Source organism: Cohaesibacter haloalkalitolerans, assembly GCF_003574655.1.
In the GTDB taxonomy this organism is placed as follows: Bacteria; Pseudomonadota; Alphaproteobacteria; order Rhizobiales; family Cohaesibacteraceae; genus Cohaesibacter; species Cohaesibacter haloalkalitolerans.
The window spans coordinates 17,412-42,581 of record NZ_QNUM01000009.1; the positions used below are offsets into that span (position 1 = coordinate 17,412).

25 protein-coding genes are annotated in these 25,170 nt (G+C 55.4%); 2 read left to right on the top strand and 23 right to left on the bottom strand.

Annotation, left to right across the window (positions count from 1 at the left end; all coding sequences use genetic code 11):
- Nucleotides 1-48 precede the first annotated feature (48 nt).
- The 4 genes from DSL70_RS19265 to DSL70_RS19280 all read right to left on the bottom strand — a co-directional run bounded on the left by DSL70_RS19265 (nucleotide 49) and on the right by DSL70_RS19280 (nucleotide 4,039).
- The gene (locus DSL70_RS19265) at nucleotides 49-396 is read right to left on the bottom strand and encodes a lipid-A-disaccharide synthase N-terminal domain-containing protein (protein WP_119309614.1); all 348 of its coding nucleotides are present in this window, start codon (nucleotides 394-396) and stop codon (nucleotides 49-51) included.
- An 88-nt stretch (nucleotides 397-484) separates the two neighbouring features.
- On the bottom strand, nucleotides 485-1,258 hold the full coding sequence (locus DSL70_RS19270) for a glycosyltransferase family 2 protein (protein WP_119309615.1): 774 nt from the start codon (nucleotides 1,256-1,258) through the stop codon (nucleotides 485-487).
- A 153-nt stretch (nucleotides 1,259-1,411) separates the two neighbouring features.
- Nucleotides 1,412-2,236 carry a phosphatase PAP2 family protein gene (locus DSL70_RS19275; RefSeq protein WP_119309616.1) on the bottom strand — a complete coding sequence of 275 codons (825 nt, stop codon included), beginning with the start codon at nucleotides 2,234-2,236 and terminating at the stop codon, nucleotides 1,412-1,414.
- A 51-nt stretch (nucleotides 2,237-2,287) separates the two neighbouring features.
- On the bottom strand, nucleotides 2,288-4,039 hold the full coding sequence (locus DSL70_RS19280; RefSeq protein WP_119309617.1) for an ArnT family glycosyltransferase: 1,752 nt from the start codon (nucleotides 4,037-4,039) through the stop codon (nucleotides 2,288-2,290).
- Between the two features lie 575 nt (nucleotides 4,040-4,614).
- Between DSL70_RS19280 and DSL70_RS19285 the strand changes: the two genes are divergently transcribed.
- Nucleotides 4,615-5,436: a response regulator gene (locus DSL70_RS19285; RefSeq protein ID WP_119309724.1), complete on the top strand. Its 822-nt coding sequence runs from the start codon at nucleotides 4,615-4,617 to the stop codon at nucleotides 5,434-5,436.
- A 46-nt stretch (nucleotides 5,437-5,482) separates the two neighbouring features.
- Here DSL70_RS19285 and DSL70_RS19290 read toward each other — a convergent pair whose 3' ends face one another.
- The 13 genes from DSL70_RS19290 to DSL70_RS19350 all read right to left on the bottom strand — a co-directional run bounded on the left by DSL70_RS19290 (nucleotide 5,483) and on the right by DSL70_RS19350 (nucleotide 14,960).
- Nucleotides 5,483-6,817 carry a TrkH family potassium uptake protein gene (locus DSL70_RS19290; RefSeq protein WP_205563380.1) on the bottom strand — a complete coding sequence of 445 codons (1,335 nt, stop codon included), beginning with the start codon at nucleotides 6,815-6,817 and terminating at the stop codon, nucleotides 5,483-5,485.
- A gap of 3 nt (nucleotides 6,818-6,820) precedes the next feature.
- Nucleotides 6,821-7,513: a potassium channel family protein gene (locus DSL70_RS19295; protein WP_245418291.1), complete on the bottom strand. Its 693-nt coding sequence runs from the start codon at nucleotides 7,511-7,513 to the stop codon at nucleotides 6,821-6,823.
- A gap of 77 nt (nucleotides 7,514-7,590) precedes the next feature.
- Entirely contained in the window at nucleotides 7,591-8,628 is a 1,038-nt protein-coding gene (gene choV, locus DSL70_RS19300; protein ID WP_119309619.1) for a choline ABC transporter ATP-binding protein, read from the bottom strand.
- The gene (choW, locus tag DSL70_RS19305) at nucleotides 8,625-9,461 is read right to left on the bottom strand and encodes a choline ABC transporter permease subunit (protein WP_119309620.1); all 837 of its coding nucleotides are present in this window, start codon (nucleotides 9,459-9,461) and stop codon (nucleotides 8,625-8,627) included. Before choW ends, choV begins: the two co-directional genes overlap by 4 nt.
- Nucleotides 9,462-9,553: 92 nt before the next feature.
- Complete coding sequence (gene choX, locus DSL70_RS19310) at nucleotides 9,554-10,474, bottom strand: choline ABC transporter substrate-binding protein (protein ID WP_119309621.1); 921 nt, start codon at nucleotides 10,472-10,474, stop codon at nucleotides 9,554-9,556.
- 477 nt (nucleotides 10,475-10,951) lie between these two features.
- Complete coding sequence (locus tag DSL70_RS19315) at nucleotides 10,952-11,143, bottom strand: hypothetical protein (protein WP_119309622.1); 192 nt, start codon at nucleotides 11,141-11,143, stop codon at nucleotides 10,952-10,954.
- Nucleotides 11,140-11,406, bottom strand: coding sequence for a hypothetical protein (locus DSL70_RS19320; protein ID WP_162916917.1), 267 nt, complete (start codon nucleotides 11,404-11,406; stop codon nucleotides 11,140-11,142). Before DSL70_RS19320 ends, DSL70_RS19315 begins: the two co-directional genes overlap by 4 nt.
- Nucleotides 11,366-11,587: a hypothetical protein gene (locus DSL70_RS19325; protein WP_119309624.1), complete on the bottom strand. Its 222-nt coding sequence runs from the start codon at nucleotides 11,585-11,587 to the stop codon at nucleotides 11,366-11,368. The genes DSL70_RS19320 and DSL70_RS19325 overlap by 41 nt, the downstream gene beginning before the upstream one ends.
- An 18-nt stretch (nucleotides 11,588-11,605) precedes the next feature.
- A complete protein-coding gene (locus DSL70_RS19330; RefSeq protein WP_119309625.1) occupies nucleotides 11,606-12,091 on the bottom strand; it encodes a hypothetical protein in 486 nt (161 codons plus the stop codon).
- Nucleotides 12,092-12,165: 74 nt separating this feature from the next.
- Nucleotides 12,166-12,915 carry an NlpC/P60 family protein gene (locus DSL70_RS19335; RefSeq protein ID WP_119309626.1) on the bottom strand — a complete coding sequence of 250 codons (750 nt, stop codon included), beginning with the start codon at nucleotides 12,913-12,915 and terminating at the stop codon, nucleotides 12,166-12,168.
- A 64-nt stretch (nucleotides 12,916-12,979) separates the two neighbouring features.
- Nucleotides 12,980-13,402 (bottom strand): hypothetical protein, encoded by a 423-nt coding sequence (locus DSL70_RS19340; protein WP_119309627.1) that lies wholly within the window; start codon nucleotides 13,400-13,402, stop codon nucleotides 12,980-12,982.
- Nucleotides 13,399-13,734 carry a hypothetical protein gene (locus tag DSL70_RS19345; RefSeq protein WP_119309628.1) on the bottom strand — a complete coding sequence of 112 codons (336 nt, stop codon included), beginning with the start codon at nucleotides 13,732-13,734 and terminating at the stop codon, nucleotides 13,399-13,401. The genes DSL70_RS19340 and DSL70_RS19345 overlap by 4 nt, the downstream gene beginning before the upstream one ends.
- Nucleotides 13,735-13,745: 11 nt before the next feature.
- Nucleotides 13,746-14,960 carry a DUF2793 domain-containing protein gene (locus tag DSL70_RS19350; RefSeq protein ID WP_119309629.1) on the bottom strand — a complete coding sequence of 405 codons (1,215 nt, stop codon included), beginning with the start codon at nucleotides 14,958-14,960 and terminating at the stop codon, nucleotides 13,746-13,748.
- A gap of 140 nt (nucleotides 14,961-15,100) precedes the next feature.
- Between DSL70_RS19350 and DSL70_RS19355 the strand changes: the two genes are divergently transcribed.
- On the top strand, nucleotides 15,101-15,730 hold the full coding sequence (locus tag DSL70_RS19355) for an NUDIX hydrolase (RefSeq protein ID WP_119309630.1): 630 nt from the start codon (nucleotides 15,101-15,103) through the stop codon (nucleotides 15,728-15,730).
- On the opposite strand, the gene DSL70_RS19360 is transcribed toward DSL70_RS19355, so the two are convergent.
- The 6 genes from DSL70_RS19360 to DSL70_RS19385 form a co-directional block, all read right to left on the bottom strand.
- Nucleotides 15,701-17,059, bottom strand: coding sequence for a hypothetical protein (locus tag DSL70_RS19360; protein ID WP_162916918.1), 1,359 nt, complete (start codon nucleotides 17,057-17,059; stop codon nucleotides 15,701-15,703). The two genes, DSL70_RS19355 and DSL70_RS19360, sit on opposite strands and share 30 nt — an antisense overlap.
- 147 nt (nucleotides 17,060-17,206) lie before the next feature.
- Nucleotides 17,207-21,169 carry a baseplate multidomain protein megatron gene (locus DSL70_RS19365; protein WP_162916919.1) on the bottom strand — a complete coding sequence of 1,321 codons (3,963 nt, stop codon included), beginning with the start codon at nucleotides 21,167-21,169 and terminating at the stop codon, nucleotides 17,207-17,209.
- Nucleotides 21,170-21,171: 2 nt separating this feature from the next.
- Nucleotides 21,172-21,612: an NlpC/P60 family protein gene (locus DSL70_RS19370; protein WP_119309633.1), complete on the bottom strand. Its 441-nt coding sequence runs from the start codon at nucleotides 21,610-21,612 to the stop codon at nucleotides 21,172-21,174.
- Nucleotides 21,599-22,498 carry a DUF2163 domain-containing protein gene (locus DSL70_RS19375; RefSeq protein WP_119309634.1) on the bottom strand — a complete coding sequence of 300 codons (900 nt, stop codon included), beginning with the start codon at nucleotides 22,496-22,498 and terminating at the stop codon, nucleotides 21,599-21,601. Before DSL70_RS19375 ends, DSL70_RS19370 begins: the two co-directional genes overlap by 14 nt.
- A complete protein-coding gene (locus DSL70_RS19380) occupies nucleotides 22,495-23,124 on the bottom strand; it encodes a DUF2460 domain-containing protein (RefSeq protein ID WP_119309635.1) in 630 nt (209 codons plus the stop codon). The genes DSL70_RS19375 and DSL70_RS19380 overlap by 4 nt, the downstream gene beginning before the upstream one ends.
- A gap of 10 nt (nucleotides 23,125-23,134) precedes the next feature.
- A complete protein-coding gene (locus DSL70_RS19385) occupies nucleotides 23,135-25,111 on the bottom strand; it encodes a phage tail tape measure protein (RefSeq protein ID WP_119309636.1) in 1,977 nt (658 codons plus the stop codon).
- Between the last annotated feature and the right edge of the window lie 59 nt (nucleotides 25,112-25,170).

The following is a 25,170-nucleotide window of genomic DNA, read 5'->3' on the forward strand; positions in this document are numbered from 1 at the left end:
GACGGGCCGTGCGCCCGTCTTTTCAATTGCTGCGACTGTAAGCAAATCCTACTCGACCGGTGTATTTTCCATGAGCTTGTCGGCCTTGTGCTCCTTGATGATCAGCCAGACGTTACGCACATAGATCAGCAGGCCAGCCCCCTGCCCGACGATAAACACAGGATCAGCGCGTTTCAGGGCATAGATGAACAATAAGGCACCGCCGCCGATTGAGAAGAACCAGAAGGCAACGGGCATGATGGATTTGCCTGCGCGTTCACTGGCAATCCACTGGACTACAAAGCGCATGGTGAACATGGCTTGCGCGACAAAGCCAAGCACCAGCCAGACATCCCACTGCGCAACAAAAACGGTATTGAGCCAGGATTGAATATCATTCCAGAGTGACGAGTGCATATGTTGGTCTTTCCAATCGGCAATTGAGGGCCGGAGTTATCTTGGGTCGTTATCTTGGGGCGTTATCTTGGGGCGTTATCTTGGGTCGTTATCGTGGTTCTGTGGTGCCGCCGAGGTCGATCTCGGAGATGATCGGGATTTTCTTGCGGCGCTTGCGCAGCCAGAGAACGCCGAAAAGGTCGATGATGCCGACCCAGAGGCGATCGAAAATGCCATATTTGGAGGTGCCGTGGCTGCGACCGCGGTCAAGGACGTCGATATGAACAACCTGAAGCCCCTCACGCACCACCAGAGCCGGCAGAAAACGGTGCCAGGCTTCAAAGAACGGCAGGTTGAGGAAGACCTGCCGGCGGATGACTTTCAGCCCACAGCCGGAATCCCGGGTGTTGTCCTTGAGCATCGACTGGCGGATCTTGTTGGCGAGGCGGGAGCCATATTTCTTGACGAAACCATCGGTCCGCTTGGTTCGCTGACCGGCGGCAAGGGCGCAGGACGGTCCGCCTGCCTTCAAGGCGTCGATCATCTGGGGGAAGAAGGCCGGGTCGTTCTGGCCGTCGCCGTCCAGCGTTGCGATGAACTCGCCCTTGGCGAACAGCAGACCGGTGCGCACGGCGTTGGACTGGCCGCAGGATTTTTCATGCCGGATATGGCGCAACCATGGTCTGGTTGTCGCAGCTTGCTTGAGGAACAGGTCCGTGCCGTCATCGGATCCGTCATCGACGACGATCAATTCGAAGCTGCGGCCAACAAGTGCTGTGCCGACTTCATCGATCAGGAAGGCCAGATTGTCTTTTTCGTTCTTGCAAGGGATAACCACGCTGACTTCAAGGGCATGGTGCAACGGGGGCAAGGTGGATAGCATGGCGCATTCCTGACGCTGAGCATGGTTTCAATTGGTCTGGCATCATTTCATGCGGCAGACCGGTGCGTTCAATAGCCTTTGGAATGCGACAGAATGATGATGTCGTGGCCTTGGACGCGAATAAGCGACGGAAAGGGCCGAGTTGCTCACTCTTTAGGCTTTTTGGATCAGCATGTGAAGGGCTTTCATCACTCGGGAAAGCGAAAGTCCGCCAGTTTTGGGCAATCTGATGAATCCCTCGCGAACACGGAACAACAGGCGGCGGTTTGTGCAGTATTTTGCCAGCAGCCAGGTAAAGGCAGCGCCATAGAGGAATCCGGCCACAATGTCGGACGGATAATGCGCACCGACCACCACCCGCGAAAAGGCAATCCAGAAGCCGATGGCTACCCAGAGCCACTTGAAGCGCGGGAACAGCAGCGTCAAGGCTATGGCCATTGCGCCTGCCGTTGTGGAATGCCCCGACGGGAAACTCTGGAAGCCGGAGGCCCATCCGGGGGAATTGAAATAATGTGCGCCGAACTCCTCGAAATAGCGCGGGCGTGCCCGGCCAATGGCGATCTTGATCACGTTGTTGGATAGCCCAGCGCCCGCAACGGCTACAAAGACGAATAGGCCCATCATCTGCACCTGAAATAGAGCCGCCTTGGCGGAAAGGGTCAGCCGTTCCCAAGGCGCAAAGGCCAGACCGAGCACGATGATGCCGGAGGGAACCAGATAGTTCTCCGATTTGCCAAGCCGTGTAATGGTACGGAAAAGATCAAGGGTCTCTTTGGGTAATGATGCCTTCCACTGCGCGGCAGATTCATCCACGAACAGGAAGCCAAGCGCCATCAGGCTACAGGCGACAACAAGGATCAGCAGCCAGTCCGGACCGGCTGCTTGCGGCACCGCCTTGTAGGACCGGTATTGAAAAGCCCGCTGCGCACGTAGGTTCCTGAACGCGGTATAGCGTTCCCCTGCCCTGTGGCAGGCCATCTTGATCTGATCCAGCAGTGTTCTGTCTCCTCGTCCGCTTATCGCCGGATGCTACATCTTGTAGCGATAAAGCCCGAAGGTCTGCCATTTGCCACCGTTCAGCTTGTAGCCTTCGACGGTAGTGGCCTCTTCAATTTTCTCACGGCTGTCGCCGAGCCCATCAAGGAATGCCTGTTGCTGTCGCTTTTCAACAATGGCGAGGCGGCATCCGGCTTCCAGCAGAAAGCTTGCAGCCCCCTTGCCGTCTGTGAGGACGGTGTCTGTTCCGGTCAGGAACACAAGGCTTGGCTCGCTGTATCCGGCGCTGGCAATCTCGGAGCTCTCACAGGGTTTGACCTTCCAGGCGGCTTCCTGCAACTGGTTTGATATCCAGACAGAACGCAGTTCCGGGAAAATGGTTCCATGCAGGGAGAGATAGAGGATCGGCGCAACGAGGCAGGCCAGAACAAACGCCGCCATGACGCGTCCACGGGTCAACACGGCATAACTGAGCAGCCCAAGACCCGAAGCGACCAGACCGAGGCCGAAGGCGGCCGGATTGATGGTGCCCTCAAGGAAGATCAGACCGATGGGGGCACCCAGCCCCATGACCACGGCGACAATCGGGATCAACAGAGCTACGATCTTGCCCCAAAGGCTTGCCCAACTCGTGGCTCTGGCTTCGAGAGCTTCGGCCATGAGGATTGCCAGTGCGGGCATGGCGGGAAGGACATAATGGGGCAATTTGGTTGGCACGATTTCGAAAATGATCCAGCTCGGGATGATCCATGCCAGAGCGAAAAACACCGTCTTCTGCTTGCGCTGCTTCCAGATCCAGACCACCGAGAGTATGAAGAAGACAGAGATCGGCCAGAAGGTGCCGATGCTGGCGGCCAGATAGGTGCCCGGAGGAGCACCATGGGATTCCTTGCCCGTGGCGACCTTGGCCATCATGTCCTTGCCGACGGAATCGAAGAAGAAGCCCCAGTCGGTCTTGATGCCAATGGCGATAAACCATGGCACGGTAATGAGGATGAACAGTGGAACGCCATATTTCCAGCCGTTGCCTTTGAGCCAGCCAATGGAGCGCTCACGAATGGCCAGAACAATCAGCGTCAGGCTGCTGACCATGAGAATGATGGGCCCCTTGATAAGCACGCCAACGCCGAGCGCAATCCACAACAGGGCGCCCTTGGGTTTGCTGAGGCCGCTGCGCAGGTCATAAAGCTCCCAGATGAGCCATTGCACGGCCAATATGGTGGCCAGAAGCATGGCGTCAGTCTTGGCGAGACGGGCCTCGACCCCAAGCAGGATAGCGGCGGCCATGCCCAACCCTGCCAGCATGCCGCTACGAACGGAGCCCATGCGCATGCCGATGAGGAAGGTCAACCCGACGCTCAGAAGCGCGCCCGCGAGAGACGGAATGCGGTAGGCCCAGATCGGAGCATCAACGCCTTTCCCCGTCAGCTTGGCGCTTGCTACCTGCAGCCAATAGATGCCGACCGGCTTCTTGTAGCGGGTGCCGTCCTGAAACCGGATGTCAATATAGTCGCCCGATTCCATCATCTGCTTGGACGCCTGGGCGAAGCGGGCTTCGTCCCGGTCAACAGGCGGAATGGAGTTGAACCCTGGCAGGAAGCAGACGAGCGCGAAGAGCATGAGCGCGATGAAGGATTTCGTCCGCGACGAGCACAGCCTGCTGAGGCCTGCTTCGATGGAATCACTAAGCGATGTGATCCAGTCGACTTCGGGGGGCGTTGCGTTCTGACGCGGGTAGCCGGGAGGACTCTGGGGATCCAAAGGGAATGGGCCAAGATCTGACATCGGTGTCTCTCCATGGGCTTATGCTGTATCGCAATGATACCGCAGTGTCTGATACGAACCTATTAGCGGATTTGGCCAGTGATGCACAGACTTGCGACGCAAACTGGTGTGAAAAGTTTTGTCATTCCGACTGCGCTGTAGCTTGCAATCTCCCGCTTTGTCGGCTTTTTTTGAACCCTGAAGGTGCGACCAAATGCGGGCACGGCAACGCCCCTTTCCCGTTTGAGGGAAAGGATGCCGACGAAACGGGAAAAAAGAAAAATATTTCCATCAGTGTGACCTTCCTGTTTTGTCGTTAGGGGAAGATCGTGGTTTTGATTATATACCAATGGCTTACGGAACTCTTGCTGTAAACCGGCGGCAGCTAGCCTTGTGCGATGCTGAATATGCGGACGACTTTTGTATAATCTGAAACAGAATTGATCATCAAATGGTAATTTTTGTTTTCTATCTCCTTGGGAGACGCAGTGTCGCCAATACTCAAATGACCAAATATATTCTTTCCGCCCGGTATACGCAGAGCAATTGATATGATCGCCAGTCGAAAATCTTCAGAACAGACCGTTGTTCACAAAATGCTCCGAGTGCTTGTCGCTGATGACAGCTCTGTAACGCGGGATGTGATCCGGCGAGGCATTCAGGTCTACAAGGATCATCGCTATCTTGATGTGACCTATGTGGCGGATGGGGCTGCGGCGCTTGGCGTCTTCAAGACGCAGAAAATCGATGTCGCCTTCATTGATATCAACATGCCGGGCCTGACAGGGCCGCAGTTGGTCTCCGAGTTGCCGGACACGATATCAAAGGACTGTCTGACGATTGCTGTTTCGGGGCAGATGGACCAGCAGGCCGAAGCGGTACTCAAGGAGTATGGTGCCTATCATTTCATGAAGAAGCCGTTCAAGGCGCAGGACGCGGCGGATGTCTTCATGACCTATATCGTGATGACGGAGACATATCGCATCCTGATTGTCGATGACTCAGCGACCATGCGAAAACTGACCCGCAAAATTTTGAATAAAAGCCGCTTTTCCTTCGAAATCTGCGAGGCGGACAGTGCCAAGGAAGCAATCAAGGTGATTGTCGCCGAACGTCCGCACATTGTTTTGACGGACTTCCATATGCCGGATGTCGATGGCATCGAGCTGGCGGGCGTGATCCGTAGCGTATCCGATCGCATTGGCATCTACATGATGTCAACGAGTGACACCGACCATCTCGAACGCTCCGCGGCCTTCGTGGGCATCACAGGGTTTCTCAAAAAGCCGTTCAATGCGGATGACATCGACAGCATCATGCATAAGCGTCTGGGGCTCGATACGCCGAAATTCGGCAAGACCCGGCCGATGTTCGGCTTTCTGGATCATTATGTCGAAAGCAATCAGGTGATGATCTGACGCACTATGTGTGTTAAATCCTGATCTTCCCCACCCGACCTCATTGCTATCCAAGATAGATCCTGCCAGCAGGGTAGGAAATCCGTTTTGGTCTCTGCGCGGCGAGAAGGAAGCCAATCGTCAAGGGGCCAACGCGCCCGATGAACATGATGATCATGATGATGAGGCGCCCGATACTGTCAAAATCGGCGGTGGTGCCTCGCGAGAGGCCGACGGTGCCGAAGGCTGACAGGGTTTCGAAAGTGACGTCGAGGAAGCGGCCCTCGTGAAAGATCAGCATGGTGAACAGGCCCGTGAGGATGATCGACAGGGAGACCATGACCAGAGCGAGGACCTTGACGATCTGCTCTGGCCCGACCCTGCGGCCAAAGACATCAATCGTGGTCTGACGTTTGAAAAAGGCAAGGGTCGCCAGAACGAGGACGATGAAGGTGGTGACCTTGATGCCTCCGCCCGTTGAGGTACTGCCCGAGCCGATGACCATCAGGATCATGAACATCAGGCTGCTGGCATCGGTCAGCCCGGCCATGTCCACGGTGTTGAAGCCTGCGGTTCGGGTGGTTGCCCCCTGAAACCAGCTGGCCCAGAGTTTGGCGGACCAGTCGAGCCCGCCCAGAGTTGCAGGATTGTTCCATTCCAGTACCGCAAAGGCGGCAAAGGATAGAAAGAGCAAAAGTGCCGTTCCAATCAGCATTAGTTTGCTGTGCAGGGAGTATTTCTGCCACGACCGAAGGCGCCAGATATCGGCGATGACGGTGAATCCCAATCCGCCAAGAATGAAAAGGAAAGGCACCGTGATGTTGATCAGCGGATTGCCGACCCAGTGGCTGAGGCTGTCCGCATAGAGCGAAAACCCAGCATTGTTGAAGGCCGACACCGCATGGAAAACCGCACTCCAGAGGCCGAGGTAAACACCGAACTCAGGAACGAAGACAATCGCCAGAATGGCCGCGCCAATTATTTCGCACAGCAGAACGACGCGCAGGATTGTCTTGGTCAAGGCCAGAAGATCGGTTGCCGAGGTCTGGTTGAGATCCTCACGCAGATAGAGACGATTGGTAAAACCAATGGGGATTCCGAGCATGGAAAGGATCAGAACCGCGAAGGTCATCAGCCCCAATCCGCCAAGCTGGATCAGGAGGCAGATAAGGGCCTGACCAAAGAAGGTGAACCCCTGCCCGGTATCGACAACCGCAAGGCCTGTTACGGTTACCGCCGAAGTCGCGGTAAACATGGCATCAGACCAGCTAATGGGAGCTGTTGTTGCAATCGGTAGTTTCAGGCCGAAGGTGCCGACAAGGATCAGCGACGCATAGAGCATGACGAGCACCAGAGGTGGCGGATAACCGGCCACTTTGCGCTTTGGTTTTCCGACTGCCATCGTTCAGCTCCGGCCTCTGAGAGCGTCTCCGAAGCGACGCAGGTCGGGGCGCTTGCCCAGCAACAAGAGCTTGTCGTCTTCCTTGAGGGGTTCGCTCTGGTTGACGCCAGAATAATACTGACTATCGCGCATGAAACCCAGAACGCGCAGATCGTCGACATCAAACCATTTCGGGTCGGAGACTGCAACGCCATCGAGCAGCTTTGGCACCTTGAAGTCGACGACATGATAGCCATTGCCGAGGCTGACATAGTCCCGCACCTGCGGGTTATGCAGCATCTGGGCGATATGCTGGCCCACTTCCTGTTCGGGCAGAATGACACGGTCCGCCCCCAGCCGGGAAAGGATCCGATGATGCGTCTTGTTGAGCGCCTTGACCCAGATGGTCTTCACACCGAGGAGCTTGGTGTTCATCGTGCAGAGAATGTTGGCTTCCAGATCTTCGCCGATGGCAATAATGGCAACATCATAGTCACCGACGCCGGCTTCCTTAAGTGCCACCTCGTCACGCCCGTCTGCTATGATCGCTTCAGACAGGGTGTCAGCCAGCGCGGCAACATTCTGTTCCCTTGAGTCGATACCAAGAACCGGGTTGCCGAAATTGGCCAATTCTCTGGCAACAGTGCTGCCGAATGTGCCAAGGCCGATGACGGCAAAGCTGCGGTTATTCATGACACGCCCCCAAGTCTGTTTCATCCGCCTATCTTAGCGTCAGGCAAGTGCAAAATACAATCGTTGTCGATAGCCTGCCCTATGTCCTGATGCTGCTGTGATCAGACATTGTCTCCCGGGCGACCGGACAGCAGGCGCAGGGCATTGCGCGTTGACAACTCGCCAACGGTCTGGCCATTGCGGATCACTCCGAGCGGGCTGGTCGACTTCACGAGCAGATCGAGGCTGTCTGACAGAAGAATGTCCGCACCAATGGTTGTTTCATACTGTTCACTTGTCGGGCTGACCATGCCATCGCAAACGCGCAGAACGCCAAGCGGGTTCATGTTGGCGACAAATTCGGAGACATAGTCATCCGCCGGGTTGGAAAAGATCGCCTGCGGGGTGCCGATCTGCTTGATGTGGCCGCCTTCCATGATGGCAATGCGGTTGCCCAGCTTGAAGGCCTCGTCCAGATCGTGGCTGACAAACAGGATCGTCCGCTTGAGCTTTTTCTGCAGGTCGAGCAGTTCATCCTGCAGCTTGCAGCGGATAAGCGGATCGAGCGCGGAAAAGGGTTCGTCCATCAGCAGGATCGGCGCCTTCGTTGCAAAGGCGCGGGCGAGCCCTACCCGCTGCTGCATGCCGCCGGACAGCTCGCTGACCTGATTGTCTGCCCAGCCCTCAAGTCCCACCAGCGCCAGTTGTTCCATGGCAGCTTCTCGGCGCAGACGCCGCGGCATGCCCGACAGCTCCAGCCCGAGGCCAACATTTTCCGCCACCGTGCGCCATGGCAACAGCGCGAATTGCTGGAAGACCATGGCGACCCGGTTGCGCCGGATATTGCGTAGTTTCTGGGCTGAGGCTTTCGTTACATTCAACAGCTTGTCGCCGGTGTTGACATGAACCGCTCCCCGCACGACCGGGTTGAGGCCATTGACAGCGCGCAGCAGGGTCGATTTGCCAGAACCGGACAATCCCATCAGCACAAAGATCTCGCCCTCCTCAACGTCAAAGGAGCAGTCCTGAACAGCCATGATCTGGTTGGATTTGTCCTGAATTTCGGCGCGCGCAAGCCCCTGATCCATATAGGGCAAGGCAGATTCGGGTTTGTCACCAAAAACGATGGAGACTTTTTCGAGTTTGATGGCGGTCGTCAATGCTCGCGTTTCCTGTTCAAGATTCGGTCAAGGATGATGGCGACCACAACGATGACAAAGCCGCTTTCAAATCCGAGGCTGGTGTTGACCTGATTGAGTGCCCGCACGACAGGAACCCCTAACCCGTCTGCGCCGACAAGGGCGGCGATCACCACCATCGACAGCGCCAGCATGATGGTCTGGTTGAGACCTGCCATGATCTGCGGACGGGCGTGGGGCAGCTCTGCCTTCAGCAGTACGTCCCGCCGGGTTCCGCCAAAGGCCCGCACGGCCTCAATCAGCTTTTCCGGCGTTGAGGAAATACCGAGTTGCGTCAAGCGGATGGGGGCTGGCAGCACGAAGACAACGGTAGCAATAAGCCCTGGCACCATGCCAATGCCGAAAAAGACGATGGCGGGAATGAGATAGACAAAGGTGGGCAGCGTTTGCATCAGGTCGAGGATTGGCCGCAACACCGCATATAGCCGGGGCCGATGGGCTGCGGCAATGCCGATGGGGACGCCAAGCGCCATGCAGACCGCGCATGAGGTCAGAACGAGTGTCAGGCTCTCGGTGGTTTCGCGCCAGTATCCCTGATTGAGGATGAACAGAAAACCGAGCCCGACCAGCACACAGGTCTTCCAGCTTCTTTGGATGAGCCAGGTCAGGCCAACAAACACGGCGATAACGATCAGTGGATGCGGTGTGTGCAGGACCCACAGGATGCCGTTGATGATCTGCTCAAGGATCAGGCTCAGACTATCGAGCGGCCCTCCGAGATTCATGCGAATCCATTCAAACAGCGCGCTTGCCCAATCCCCTACGGGAATTTTGTGGGAATAGAGCCATTCCACGTTCGGCGTTCCTTTTGTCTCAATCCACCGACACGCTCAGAACAGGGCGGCAGAAATGGTCCCATTTCAATGGGACCATGATTTTGGTATGGTCAAAGCCCCAAGGCGGACTTTGCTGCTGGCAATGCGGGTTTGCCATCGAGTGTTTCTACACCATCGAGCCATTTATCCAAAACGGAAGGATTGGCTTTTAGCCAGATCTTTGCAGCGTCTTCTGCCTTTTTTCCGTCGTTGAGGATATAGCCCATGATCTCATTTTCCATTTTGAGGGAAAACTCAAGGTTTTTTAGCAGTTTGCCAACATTCGGGCACTCTTTGGCATACCCGGCGCGGGTGTTGGTATAGACCGTTGCACCGCCAAAGTCTGGCCCGAAGAACTCGTCCCCACCGCTCAGATAGGTCAATTCGAAGCTGGAATTCATCGGATGCGGTTCCCAGCCAAGAAAGACGATCGGCTGGTCCCGTTTCGAGAGCCGCTGGACCTGGCTGAGCATACCCTGCTCCGAGCTTTCGCGGATCTTGAAATCCTTGAGGTTGAAAGCGTTCTTCTCGATCATCGTCATGATCAGCCGATTGCCATCATTGCCCGGCTCGATGCCATAGATGGAGCTCTTCAACTCGTCGGCATGCGTGGCAATAGACGCGAAATCTGTGATGCCCAGCTTTGCACCGGCAGCGTTGGTGGCAAGGGTGTATTTTGCCCCCGTCAGATTGGCGCGGACGGTGTCGATGGTGCCCTTTTCACGATAGGGCTTGATGTCCGATTCCATGCTGGGCAACCAGGTGCCAAGAAAGACGTCCACCTTACCCTCTTCGAGCGAGATATAGGTGACGGGCAAGGAAAGAATACGGGTGTCGGTCTTGTAGCCAAGCGCCTGAAGAATGGTGCTTGTTGCGGCTGTTGTTGCCGTGATGTCGGTCCAACCCACATCGGAGAAGGTCACCATTGAGCAGTCTGCAAAGGCAGCTGAGGTGGACAAGGCAAGAACGGTTGCTGCGGCTGCCAGTTTCATTTCACACTCTCCCGAATGGTTTGACTATCCTGTCGCGATTTGGCGCCATGCTATTGATTGACCGGTGTCGAGGCAAGATGCGGATTTGCATTTTCATGCCATGACGATTGTTTCCAAACGCATTTAATTGCGTATTTTCACCGATACTCAGCATTGAGTTCATCTGCAGTGAAAACGGAGCTGGAACAATATGGTGATGGCCGTAGTGTCTGGCGCGCAGTTTGCCGAGGCAAAGAGGCCCTGCAGAGGTGTATCTCTAGGAAGGAATCAGTTTCGCAGCAAGCGCAATGTTGAGCGGAAAAAAGATGTATCGTCTCAAGGAAAGTGGCGACCCCTGCAGGATTCGTGGTCACTTTGACTTATTTCTAACTATTTGAAATATTTATCATTACCTATTTTCCGAAACTTTGTGTAGTACAATCTGTAGTACAATTGGTAGTACAAAATAAGGAGCCAAATTTTCTTGGCTCCTTTATGTCACTTGTCCGCCTTTCCGTCCAGCTTTTCTTCTATCCGGCTCAGGCTTTCGAAGATGCGTTTCATGGCTTCGGAATAGCCCTTGATTCGCTCTTCCAGCACCATGACGCGGGCGCGCAACATGAAGTGTGAGCCCGCAACGGCCACAACAATTCCCCCAATATAGACCAGATCCTTAATTTCAGTGCTCACTGCCCTGCCCCTTTGCTGCAATAGTGTCTTATCAGGTCATTGTTGGCCTTCAGGCCCTTCAGGAAGTCCGCCGCCCCCATTGGGGCATTGGCCTTGAGTTTGCCGTCAGGCGTTAGCCAGGCGCGAAACTGCGCCTTGATTTCCGGCGATACCGGCACGGCCCGCGCTTCGCAAAGGCTGTCGAGCGTGACTGTCTGCGAAGGACAGCCAGCGAGAAACAGGCTACAGCCCGTCAATAACAGCGTTAAGGTCAGTTTCTGCATTGGCCTTGTCCCTGATGGCTTGCGCCTCTTTGCTGATGGTGATTTGCTTTTCAAGGTTGGCCTTCTGCTCTTCCAGCCTGCCAACCTCTTTCATGGACTGGTTGGCGGTGTAGGTCTCATAGAGCGAGCGCAACAGCTCCCCCAGAAAGCCCAACGCCGCCCCGATGATCCATTCCCACATGCCGCCAACCCTCCTCATTTATGCGCTGGCGCTAGGCTGCGCAGTGAGATCCAGCTCCATCATCAGGCGTTCGCCAAACTTGGCCCGGATCAGATCGGCCAGCGCATCAGGCGTGAGATTGAAGTATTTTACGGCGCCGGGGCTGAGCTTGATAACGTAATTGGCAACCAGCGCCACCGTCTCATTGTCAATCTCAATGCTGGTCTTGCCGTCCATCTTTTTGAGCAAGGTTTCGAGCGCCGCGCCGATACCACGCACAATAGCCCCGTGCAGGCTTTCGCGCTGCTTGGCGTCCACCTGCAGGCCAAACCATTTCTTGGCCGCCCAGGCAGCGGCCCCGACGATCACCGAGGCCAGCAGGCCGACAAAGGACTGCATGAATTCGTTGAAAAGGGTCGAGACCGGCGAAAGGTCAATGGTCGCAGCACTGGCAGGCATGGCGAACAGGCAAGCCAGGGCGATGCCAATGGCGACAGTGGGGTGAAATGCAATTCGGGAAGTCATGATATTGCTCCATTTGAGAGTTGATAAACCGTCAAACAAAGGGTCTCATGACTTTCCGATCCGTTGATATCTTTTCACGCTTCGTTGGTTGAGAGCATGCCGTTGGAGTCCACCACCGGCAGCGATGAGAAGCCGATAGCGCTCTTGATGGCCACACCAGCCGGGTAGTGATAGGACAAGACACGGTCCATCGAGAATGGCCGGATGGTCACCGCATCGCCCTGATTGCCGCCCAGCACCATCAGGTTGCCATGCTGGTCGCGCCCGACCACAAACCCGACATGACCATTTGCACCCGTCTTGCTGCCCCGCCAGAAGACAACCACAGCGCCAACAGCAGGCCCGCTGAGCCGCGTTCCCCAATTCTGCCAGAGGTAAGAGCGTGCGCCCGCCGATCTGGTCGAGCGAATGCCGCACTCTTCCAGAACGCCGCCCACAAACCCGGCGCACCATGGGGTTTCATCATCGGTGAATGGCATGCGGATCTTAACCCACCATTCAAGGATTTTCGGGTTGTGCCGGTTGCCCTTGTATTCGCGCAAACCAAGGTAAGACCGGCCCACCTGCAGCCATGCCGGTTCATCAAACACAGCGAGCGCCTTGGCCGATGGTGTGCGCGCTGCCGTCACCGGATCAACGCGCCCATCGAACAGCGCCGCCTTGGTCAGCGGCCCCACGTAGTCGCGCCCGCGATAACCGATAGATTTTTTGAAGTCGATGATGGCCCGATTGGTCAGCCTGCCGCGCAGGCCGTCAATTGCCCCATTGTAAAAGCCCTTGGCCTTCAGCGCCTTTTGAATGGCCTTGATTTCTGCCTTGTCCATAAAAATACCCTCGGTTGGTTTCAGTCCATCCGAGGGTAAGGGCTGTTTTGATCCGGTTGATTTGTTACGGCCACACAATGCCATCTTCAACGCTCGTAACGGCGTCCAGCGTTTCCGCCGCGCCGATATCAGCCTTTGCCTTGAGCCGGATCGCTTCAAGGATCGCTGCCGTCTGTCGCCACTGATCGGCCATGGAAAGCCAGAGCGCGGCCAATGCGTCCGCATCGTCAGCGGTAATGCCAACTTCAGCCGCCAAAAGCGGATAATCGGCAAGATCAGGATTGGTTGCCGCCTGCCAAGCCTTGGCTTCCGCTTCCTTGGCAAGATAAATCATCTCTTGCCCTACCATGTCCGTCAGCAGGGCGGCCCGTTTCTTTTCAATCCGGGTGTTAATGACATCAAGCGCAATGCTCTTTGCTCTCTCAAGGGAAAACGCCTGTTTCGCCTCCGGGGTGATCAATTGGCCAAGATCAATGGTAATACTCATTCTTCAATTCCTTCCTCTTCATGGGCTGGCAAGGTGATTTCCCCGTCTTCGGTAACTTCAAGCGGGGCAGGATAAAGCACGGCCCTTGCCGCGTCCGTCGAAGGATCTGCAATGAAACCATGAGGCAGAATAAGCGAGAGAGACAATTGGCCGTCTTTGTCGCGCTCGATATCGGATGCCAGCCAAGCGCAGCCCACCGCTTTGCGCGGCAAGGTGGCCCCGGCCGGAATGCCGGAAAGGTCCAGCGCTTCGCCGTTGATGGTCAGCACGTCACCCGCAAGCGACAGGGCAAGCGCATCGTCGCGCCGTTGCGGAATCAGAGTGAGTTTCATGGAGTGTCTCCCTAGTACCAGCGGCCAAGCCAAAGCTTGTCACTGTCGATTTTGGTGATGGTGCCGGTGAAGGCCGCCGCCGCTGTCGTGATTGCTGCATTGCCATTGGTGCAAATCTGGAAGCCATCGGCAAAGCGCACATATTCACCGTTGGCGTTGCTGCCGCGCTCGATAATGGCCCCTGTTGGAACGCCCGACGATTGCGCCACCGTTCCGATGATGTTTCTTTGACCGTATATGAGCTGCCAGCTTTCCCAACCTGCCGAGCGATACCAGCGCTCGAACACCTTGGCATCATTGGCAACCGTCGACCAAACGATTTGCCGGACGCGGGATGAACTGTATTTTTCCATCATCAGCATGCCGAATTTTGAACCAGCCGTTCCGGCAAGACCAGCAGGCAAGCTGGCGTTGTTCGCCGTCGATCCACCCAACACGCCCCAAAGGCCGCAAGGGGTGTTCGGGTCGTCAACATCAGCGAGCGGGGGCACACTTCCCGCTTCCCCAAGCCCGAATGCACCAACGGTCAAAAGCCTTCCGCTTGTCGCATCACTGGCGGATGATTGCACCGCCGCGCCGGTGAGAAGCCCGGTTGCCCGAGCGATCTTGAGCGCCGTGGTCCAGCTGGAACCATCAGCGCTCACCTTGAATGAAAAGTCATCTTCCCCGGCACACCCCATTTCAGCACGGCCTGACCAGTTGGTCTGAAACAACAGGCTGTTGGTGTCGGCAACCGCCGCCTTGTTGACCTTGATCTGATGGCCATTGCCAGCATGGTTGAAAAGACTGGCAGCAGAGGCAAGGGCTAGGCGGTTTGTCGTGTCCGCCGTGGCGTTGATCCCGATCTTGTCGAATGTTCCCCCCGCCAGAGCCGCGCCGAGGCTTGTTGAAATGAAATCCGACCAGCCCGCCCCGTCATAGCAAAGCAGCTTGCCTTCATCGACAAGCCACGCCAGCCATCCGGCCAGCGGCTGAAACCGCATCCAGGCCCCGTCAAGATAGGCGGCAATGCTGCCCTCCCATCCGGTCCAGGCCCCGCTTGCCCCATCGGCGACAATGTAGCGAGTGCCCTCTTCCGGTTCTGCCGGTGGCGCTGACAAATCCCGATCAGCAACGGACAGCTGGACCAGTGCGTCCAGCATCCGCAGGGCTTCGTTATGGGTGATATGCTTCTGGTTCTGATTGCTCGCAATATAAGGCAACCGCAAAAGCGCTGTTTCAGTCATGAAATTTACCCTCGGTTGATTTCACTCAACACGAGGGTAAGGGATGGTGTGAGGTGGTTGAGAAGTCGTCTCGGCACATTTACCGACTGCATATTGTGTGGACATAAAAGACTTCTACGTTGCAGCGACTAGAATCTTTGATGAAAATTCATTCAAACTTTTTTAAAGTTGGGAGCACCCCGGCACGGTTCACACAGTTTGGCGCAGAAGGGAAACTAATTTTGGATGGTATAATTAAAACTATAAAAGAAATAAAAGTATACGAGAATGAATTCATCGATGTTTACGATGATATAGTTTCCTTCCCGTCCGGAAAAGTTGGCACATACTTTCGATCTCGGTGGAGAGCACCTTATGGTGTTGCAATATTGCCTGTAATAAACAATACCGCATTATTAGTTAAGAACTACAGATATTCGGAAAAAGCGTTTTCATATGAGGTGCCACAAGGTTTCGGTAGTAAAGATTCAACCCCATTTGATGATGCCTTACGAGAACTGAGTGAAGAAACAGGCCTCAAACCCAACAGCATCCAAAGCTACGGCACAGTTGGGCACGACTTTGTAACGCACCTATTTTTGGCAATTATCTCAGATTCAAAAGAGTTATCAACCGAGCACAAGGAAGATACTGAAGCAATAAGCGGGTTTCACTATTTTAATTTAAAAGAAATAGTTGACGAAGAAAAATCAAAATTTATCTACGATCAAAACACGAAGATACTAATTCAAAAATACTGTTTAAGAAATTACTCCAACATTTTCGGGTGAACTAACAACTTCATTTCCAACAACGTTCATTAAAGCTGGTGTATCAAAATCTATTTTTTTATTTTCTCCTACATTTTCCATATGTTGATTTACCTTTTCTTGCTGAAGGTGCCAATTGGCCATCTCCCGTGCGCGTTTATCTTCGGGGGATGGAAGCGTTTTTCGTATGTTTCGATTGAATAAACTTGTTATCGCGAAGCCAATGCCCGGAAAAAGAAAATGCAATCCAAGAACTTCGACTAAAAATCCCAAAGAATTCTCAATCATATAAACTCTTTTACTTAATCTCACATCCTCAGATACAGATATTGTCGATTTAGTTAAGGGATTTTTATCAACCATAGTTTCAAATATTCTTGCATACAATTCCTCTAAGTTATTCTTATACTCTTCGATCAAATATTCAGTACATACGCCATTTCGGACCAACTCACGTATTCTCTTTGAACTTCTGCTATCCCTAAGTCTCACAACATCTAATATATCAAAATCAGCGATAGAATCGACTAAGAATTTCGATTTTGTTGGAATTCTGAGAATTTCTGTCTCTCCTATACTCTCCCACATTGGTGAACGCTGGCAATTCAGTGAAAAGCACTTTGCATGATTATCGGAAAAATAGGTATCCAAATGCATTAATGAAGGTAGGGCTGTTTGATAGGCTGCATCAGAACATTCTTTTAAGAGGGTAGTCAGATCAAATTCAGGCACACCAATTCGTTTATAAAGTTTCTCAGGAAGAACATTGTACATAAATACACCAGTTAATCCCTTGATGCCGTTTCTTCTTTGACTAATTTCGGCAGCAAATTCCTCTTTCACGATATCAATCTCACGAGCACTAACGAGAGAAGAAAGTCGCTCCATCGTATAAAACATTACTTTGTTCGTATAGATTTCACTTATCTCATCAATTTTCCATTCATTGCAGTTAGAAAACTGTTCAAAGAAGGAAATATCGTCATCTTTCTCGAAGAAGTCCTGTTTTAGATTTGATATTTTCCTTCCAACATCTAAATTTCCATTTGCAATAAATTTTCTATTCAATTGATTCAAAGACTTGACGATTTCGCCATCATAACGGTCTCGAATAGCCAGCTTAAAATATCCTTTCTTCAAAAGCTCCCTAATAACTCCATCTTTCCTTAATAGATTTCTGAAATTCCCAGAGGTTACGGCTTGGGTATCAGATACCATAACCTTGTCACGAACAAGTAACGTTAAAATTATATGGGACTTAAGCTTTTTCAAATACTCAGGTGCAGACGATATTTTTGTAGAATCATCAAAAAAATGTGAAAATGCGGTAGTTTCAATATTTTTGGGCATATCAATACAACAATGATAAAGAGTTACGGTGATAGTATTGAATATATATTAACTATCTACGATTCTCAATTAGGAATAATACAGAATTCTTTATTACACCTCATTGTGTTTTAAAGTTCACGGAATTCATCCTATTTGCAACGAGCCTCAGCTACCCGAGGAGTTTTTCTTCCATTCCGCCTCAAGCGCATCGCCGCGCCCGAGCGTTTGGCTGATTTGATAAATCGCCACGTCATAGCCAGCCGTTGCGCTGCCGAGATCGGCGAGGCGTTCTGCTGCGCTGTAACTGGCTTGTGGTGCACTGGTCGTGATGGTGCGCACAACTGCACCGCCGCTGATGATATCGACCTCATAAGCCTCCTGCTCTTCACCCAGCGGCACTTGATAGAGATCCCAGCTATCACCATCGAGCCGCGTGCGCCTTATCCATGTGATTGTGTGATTGTCCGCGTCATCGATCGACCACCGGGCATGAACCGGCGCATAGGGCTTGAGCGCCCGCCCGGTGAAAGCGTGCTGCTCCGTCGTGAAGCGATCCGAGCCAACTGTTTCGCCTTCCGGCCCATAGCGCCAATAATAGTCCTTGCCGACATCTGACAGCGTCATGTCTGCCTGCGCGATCCCTTGCGCCAGATAGACGATAGCGGCCCCCGCCGCCACAGTGTCGAGCATGGCGCTTTCTGTGCCGAGCTGGCCACGCAACAGGGTGGAAAGGCGATAGCGGTTTGTGCCGATCAGCTCCACAGTCTGCGCCTGGATGATTTCCCATGTCCCTGCGCTGGTCTCGATGGCAAAGGCGTTGGCACCGGCCAGCAACTCGTCCTCTGTGACCGACAGCAGCGAGCCGCTGAATATCTCGATATCAAGGCTATTCCCCCGGTCAAGGACATAAAGCGGCCCCTTGTCCAAAGCGGTCAACGTTTCGCCGATGATGGCGGAATTGGATATTTCGATGTTGGTTTGCCAGTTGCTTTCTGTTGCTGAGCGCAGCACCAGCCCCGCCCCCGGCCAACGCTTGGCCGCAAGAGCCACATAGCCCGCATTCGGGTCGTGATCGGGCTGCAGCAACGGCAGGTCCATAAACCGCGCCAGAATGCGCGTGAGGCTTCCAGTCGTTGAGGCCGCCCGAATGCTCAAGGTGGCCCCGGAAACAGACAGGGCAGCATCGATAAAGCCGCTTGCTTCGCAGCTGCGCCCCTCCCCGTCCTTGACGTCCGTCAGGCGCATTTCCCTTGCGCCATTGTCTGTTGCCACCTCGATAACGTCCCCCGGTTCCAGAGCCAGCAGGGACGGCATGAGGGCAAATTTTCCGGTTTCCCGTGCCGCCCAGACATCCTGCAATAGATAGTCGGCCACCGCGCTTGCCCTGTCTTCGTCCATCACGATTGCAAGCTGGCTTTCCGAAACACTGGTCGCACCGGTGAAATTGGCCCATGCGCTCACCGTGCCGGAATTATAGGCCTTGTTGGCGTTGAGGTATGTAATGCGCACCGCCCGTGCCAGCTCGCTTTCCTGCGCCCGCGTCAGGGTAACCAGCTCGCCCACCTTGTCGCCGTTGCCGTCCTGCAGGCTGCTCTTGTCAACTGCAGCGCAAAGCGGAATGGCCTTGCGCGAAACCGCCTTGATGATGCCGCCTGTTTCGATCAAGTCAAAGCCGAACGCCAGTTCCAGCGGTTGCCAGGCACTGCGCAAGCTCATGGTGCTATCGATCACATAGCCATCGCAGGCCCCGTAAGCAGCATCAAAATCATAAGTGGCAAAACCATATTCGTCCGAGATATGGCGCATCAGGTCCGGCATGTAGACCATGCCGACGCGGGAAGACAGCCAGTGCCCGAAGGCCCAGTTGTCCGCATCCGCCCATGTCGCCCCATCCAGCGGCCAGGAGGGAAAAGGCCGGGCGTCCCAACTCCAAACATGCACCCGATCCATGTCGATCATCGCGCCGTCATAAAGGCTCGATGCCGGGTTGTTGGCCGCGTCGGCCCAATAGTCAATTGTCGCCTTCAGATGGCAATGCTGTTGCACGTCATCCCGCGCCCCGCTGGAGAAATAGGGCAAGGCGCTTTCGCTTGATTTCGGGTCAAAGAAAACATTCGGCTGGTTGCTGCCGAGATCCAGCGCAGGGCATCCCAATTCGGTAAACCAGATAGGCTTGCTTTGTGGCGTCCAGCCGGTTGCCTCGCTGTCGCGCACCCCGCCCGGCCTGTTGTGGTGGCTATTGCTCCACCAGCCCTTGAGGTCTTTTTGCCGGAAGATCCAGTCTTCCCCGTGCGCCCCGTCACTGATGGCCGTGCGCGTCTGCGCCACCCGCGCCGCATTGTCAGCATAATAGAAGTCGTAATACTCGCCGCCCTCAATGTTGGCCTGAAGATAGTCGAGACTATAGGGCGTCACAAAGCCGCGTTCCTGATCATAATCAAGATGCTCCCTGCCCCGCCGCCAGTCACTGAGCGGGAAATAATTATCAATTCCAATGAAATCGATATTGGCGTCAGACCATAGCGGGTCCATGTTGAAAATCACATCGCCCGACCCGTCCCCCGGCCTGTGCGAGTGATATTCACTCCAGTCCGCCGCATAGCCGATCTTGACCGCAGCGCCAAGAATGGTGCGCACATCAGCAGCAAGTGTCTTGAGCCCCGTCACAAAGGGATAGCTGGTTGCGCTGTCGCGCACCGTGGTAAGGCCGACCATTTCCGAGCCAATGCAGATCGAAGCGACACCACCGGCAGCGCTCGCCAGTGTGGCGAGGTGCAACACGAACCGCCTGTACCCCCAATCCTCCGCACCCGCATAAGTAATTGTTTCATCTGAAATGGAAAAATCGGCAACAGACGCCGAACCGAGAAAGGCCCAGACCTGATCAGCCGCCGCGCTGGTCTGGTCCGGGCTATCCGCCATCCCCGGAGCCGGGTAACAGGTGATCCGCCCACGCCAAGGGAAAGCAGATTGTTCCTCCCCGCCCCAAGGGTCGGCAAGGCCATTGCCTTTGGGAATATCGCCCATGATGAACGGGTATAGCATTACCTCATAGCCGCGATTCTTCAATTCGCCAATGGCATGAATGACAGATCGGTCTGAAGGCGTGCCCCCATAGACCGGATAGGCGTTGCCATTGTCATCGCTTAGCTGCGTAATCAGCAGGGCCGTGTCTCGCGTCAGGCCTGCAACCTGCCAGTTATAGGGCGAGGTTGGCTTGCTGGCCGTTTCCACCTTTGGCCGGATGCTGCAGGCACCACAGCGCAGGTCGTCAAAGAACCATGCCACGACCAGACAGACGCTTTTCACATTCGGCAAGGCACTGGCGAGTTGATCAAGAGAGACAGACAGATCAGACGCGCCCTGCTTCTGGTGGACGTTTTCATAGTCTTCCGAGGTCACAGCCCCGCTGGATGAGAGCGTCTGCTTGAGCATGACATCCGGCTCATATCCGAATTCTGTTGACCCCGGAATGAGATTGACGCCCATGATGGCAGTTTCCAACTGACGGTTTGGCGAGGGCCGGAAAATCTCGAAGGTAAATTGCGGAATGCGGTTGCCGTAGTCGGTCAGCTCCAGCCGGTCAAAGACGATATAGCAAAGCCCGCGATAGGCCGGGGCAAGCCCTTCCCCTTCGATGCTTTCAATCAGACTGTCCGGCTCTTGGGTTTCGCTGCCGTCATAGAACCGGAAGTCGATTTTCGACATGTCAATTTCGGTGCCATCGGCAAAGATCCGGTTGAGATAGACCCCCGGCCCCTCACAGATCCCAATCGCGAAATTGGCATAATAGGTGTAATTGGTCGTCTTGGCTGTCGCGCCACCGCCCTTGCCGCCCTGCTTGCTGGTGCTGGCGACCTCTTCAAGGGTCGTCGCCCAGATCACCTGCCCGCCAATCCGCACACGCCCATAGGCCCGGTTGATCGCGCTTCCCTCGGTCGAGCTGGTCACCTGCAGGCTGTCGAGCCTTGGCCCCGTTGTGTGGGTGTCCCGGCCCCCGGCCAAAAGCATGTTGTCGATGACAGCGCCGCCGAGCGCCCCGAGTGTCCCGCCGATCATCGCGCCCAGCGGCCCCAGCAAGGCCCCGCCGACCACACTTCCGACCTTGGACAAAACCAGCGTTGACATGCTCAGACCTCCAGATCGGGAAAGCGGAAAGCAGCGGCAATCATCCGCCGCCAGTGAGGGGAAAGGGTCACCTCGACCACACCACATTTTTCATAGGCGTGGATAAATCGCGTCTCACCGGTCAGGATGCCAAGGTGTTTGGCGCTCTTTGCCCCGCGCCATCGGATGGCAAACACATCCCCCGGCCCCATATCGGCAATCGCGATTTCCTGCATGTAGGTCCGACCGGCAACCAGCAGACTGTCTGCATTGCTGGCGTCTCCCCAATCGGGCGAATAGGCTGGAACTGGCCCGACCTCTGCCCCATAAAGCTCGCGCCAGACCCCGCGTATCAGCCCCAGACAATCGCAGCCTATACCCTTGTTGCTGGCCTGATGGTGATAAGGCGTGCCAAGCCAGCCCCGAGCGCTGGCAATGATCTGTTGCCGCTCAATACTGGTCATAACGAATGGCCCCCGACAGGTCGTCATCATCCGGGCTTGGATAGGTCGTCACATAGTCGTTGCCCGGCATGTGCGGACAGCCGCGAAAATTCACCCCGTTGGCGAATTTCTTGACGCATGTTGCAAACCGCTTGTCGCACCCGGCGACCAGATCCAGCGTATCCCCGATGGCAACCGCCTTGAGGAATGGCGACCAGATGCCAATCGTCACGAGGCCACTTGTCACCACGTGGCTTTGAAGCTGATAGGAAAGTCCGTTGTTTGCACCGCTGGTAAAGGTCAACGTGCCCCGGTTGAACCAACCGGCCCCGAAATCTTCCGCGCCGGATATCTGCAGCACCTGCCCGCCAGAATAGCCGGAAACGGTCACACTGGCCGAGAAGGCCGGGTCCGAGATATCGACCCCACAGCGTTCATCCCCCAGAACCGCATCGCAACCGGCCTGATAGACCCGGCCCTGCTTTTGCTGAAGCTCAGCCGCCAGCCCCCGAACCTCGGCGCTGAAATAGGTGTCCCCTCGCGTGATTTCGCCAAGGTTGCCCGCCCGCATCAGGACGCGTTGGTCAAGGTCCATCCAGTTGACCCGCCAGACCTCGACCCCGGCCCCGTCATAAAGCCCTGCCGATATATCCTCTTCCGTGATGAAATCCGCCGACAAGGCCCCGTCAACGTCGACATTGTCAACCGACAGCCCAAGACTTGATTGCAGCTCTGTTGCGGTAAAGCCGCTGTCTGCCGAATAGGTGACACCATCAAAAACAACATCGGCATCATGATCGGTAAAGCCATAGACCGCACCATCGCGCCTTATGAGTTTCCAGCACCAGCAGAGGGTCGTTGCCCCGCTGTCAAGGTGGGCTTGCATGCCATCGGGCAAAGTCTTCATTGGATCAGCTCCACAATGGGAATGGAAGGCACCGAGATAAGCCGGTTGTTTTCCCAGGCAATCGAAAGGCTGTCGGTGTCAAAGCGCACCGGCACAAAAAATTCATAGCCAGCGGTCACCGCCGCGCCAGCAGCCGGCGCATTGACAAGGGTCACAAGCCCCGTTGCGTGATTGACCGTGTAGTCTGCCGCATCGAGCGCCACGCCACCCACGGCCACAAGCACCGAGCCCGCTTTGGGCTTGCGGATTGTGCGCGTGTAGGGATTGGTGCTGCCGTAGATCTTGGTAAGCTGATAGCTGGCGGTCAGCCCGTCGCCGGTGCCGATCCTCTGGTCTGTTGCGGCGGGCGTTGCGAGGATGGCGCATGAGCGCAAGTCGAATGGATCGCAGAAACGGAAGCCGGAAAGCCGCCCGCGCACCTCTTCAAAGAAGGCAATCACCGTTTCGGCCTCCCAGATATCGCGGATACCGGTGCCGACATCCCAGGTGCGCCGTGAATTGGCCCATTGCTGATTGCGCTCTTCGGTGCCGGACCCGCTTTGCACGACCTGTGTCTTGCGTTGCGGTCCACCAGTCGCGCCAAGGCCGATGGCAACGGGAAATGTGATTTCAAGAAATGCCGCCATGTCCGGCCCCCTATTGATTGCGCCCGCCACGTGCCACAAGGCGCGCCATATTGGCGGCAATCTGGCCCTGAGACTGCTTGAAGCCCTGCACATCAGGCGTCGAAACATACCAATTGTGTGTGTCGCCCGCCCGGCTTGCATTGCCGCTGACCGAGCCGAAAGGCTGGTATGGCTCGATGCGCCCGGCCACGTTGGGCGAAAACAGTTCCGGCCCGTTCTCGTTGACCTGATAGAGATTGCCGGGCAACACGATGCCGCCACCTGCGCGGGCGCCGGTTACAAAGGAAGACAGATCAAGCGCAGCTCTGCTTGATGTGATCGACCCGGCCAGAGAGGTGAACAGCCCTGTGAGGGCACCGCCAGAACTGCCGGTGAGCGCTGTCATGATGGACGCCATCGGCCCGGTGCCAAACAGCGCCGCTTGCGCCGCCGCATTGGCGATCTGCAGGGCAAAGGAGCGCATGGCATCCTCAGCCGAACTCGCGCCGCTGACGATATCGGTCAACATGTCGACACCAGACTGCCCGAGATATTCGAAATTCTGGGTCAGCTCTTGGGTCTGCATTTGCATGGCTTTCGCCGTGCTGGCTGCTTCCTGCATGGCGAGGCGCTTTGCCTGCAGGCCATTGACCGCCGCTGCGATAGCCTGCCCCTGATCACTCTCAAGGTTCACACCGGCCTTTGCCAGAGCGTTGTAAAGCTCCTGCTCACCGGACGTCCGGCCAAGCTGCGCCGCTTCCTGCTCCAGTGCCAGAATGACTTCGTGCACCTTGTCGACCTGTTCTGTTCTTGTCTTCTTGTCGTCTCCCTTGTCAGGTTTGGTCGATGGTGACCCCGGTGCCGGTTTCGGGATCATTGGCGAGGCTGGCGGGATAAGGCCCATTTCGCGCTGTTTGGACTTGATATCAAGCCCGGCAACGCTGATGGCACCCCCGCCCAGATCATAATCGGCCCGTGCGATCAGCTCGGAATATTTCCTGATCTGGTCCTCAGCCTTTTTGACCTCTTCAACAAGCGAAGCCTCAAACGTGTTGCCCGTGCTGCCAGCATTGCGCCGCGATGTATCGAGCGCCCCGCGCGCCTTTTCAAGCTGGTCCTTTGCTTCCCGATAGCGGTCAGCCAGCCGGAACACCGTGTCTACCTGTCCGCCTGCAGAGTCCCCCAGAACGCTATCGTCAAAACTGTTCTTGAGTTGGAGAAGTGCCGCCGTAACGGTCACAACTGCCCCCTTGACCTTGGTCCCGATGGTGGTTGAGAGGGTTTCAAATTCCTGATTGATCTGTTGGGCCTGTCTGGCGACAGTCTCGTCAAGCACAATCCCGAGCCGCCGCGCTTCTTCCCTTGCGTCTCTGAGCCCCTTTTGGCCGCGTTCGATCATCTGGACAAATTGTTCGCCACCCGTGCCGCCGAAGACCTCGTCAGCAATGCGAATTTGCGCCGCTTTGTCAAACTGTTGCAATCGTCCGATAATGTCGTCAAACAGCTTGTCCGGCTCCTTGAGCCGATTTTTCAGGTCATCAGCGGAATAGCCAAGCCGCTTGAATGCATCCGCACCACCGCCGCTACCCGTCGTGATAAACTCGTCAGCTCGAAGCTGCAGCTCCTTGAGGCCATCGGTCAGCGCATCAATGGAAACATTGCTTTTGCGCGCAGCATAGTCCAGCTCCTGAAAGGCCTCAAAGCTCACCCCTGCCCGTTTGGCTTCCGTTGCAAGGTCCGCTACCTGTTCGGCTGAAGTCTTGGCAAGGGCAGCAATCCCCGCAAGGCCACCACCAACAGCAATACCGGCAAAGCCGCCGACAGCCGTCACGGCCCCCTTTGCGGCTTTGCCAAGGCTTCCAAGGCTCGATGTGAATTTGACAACGCTCTTTTCACTTTTGCCGAGGCTGGTCTCGGTGTTCTTCTCGATTTTCTTCAGCGCCTTGTTGAACTGGGTGGTGTTCGCCTCAATTCGCAAGACCAGCTTTTCAAGATCCTTCTCAGCCATAGCGCGCCTTTAACTCTTCGTATCGGTCCCGCGACATGGTCGGCTTTTCCGGCTCTCCA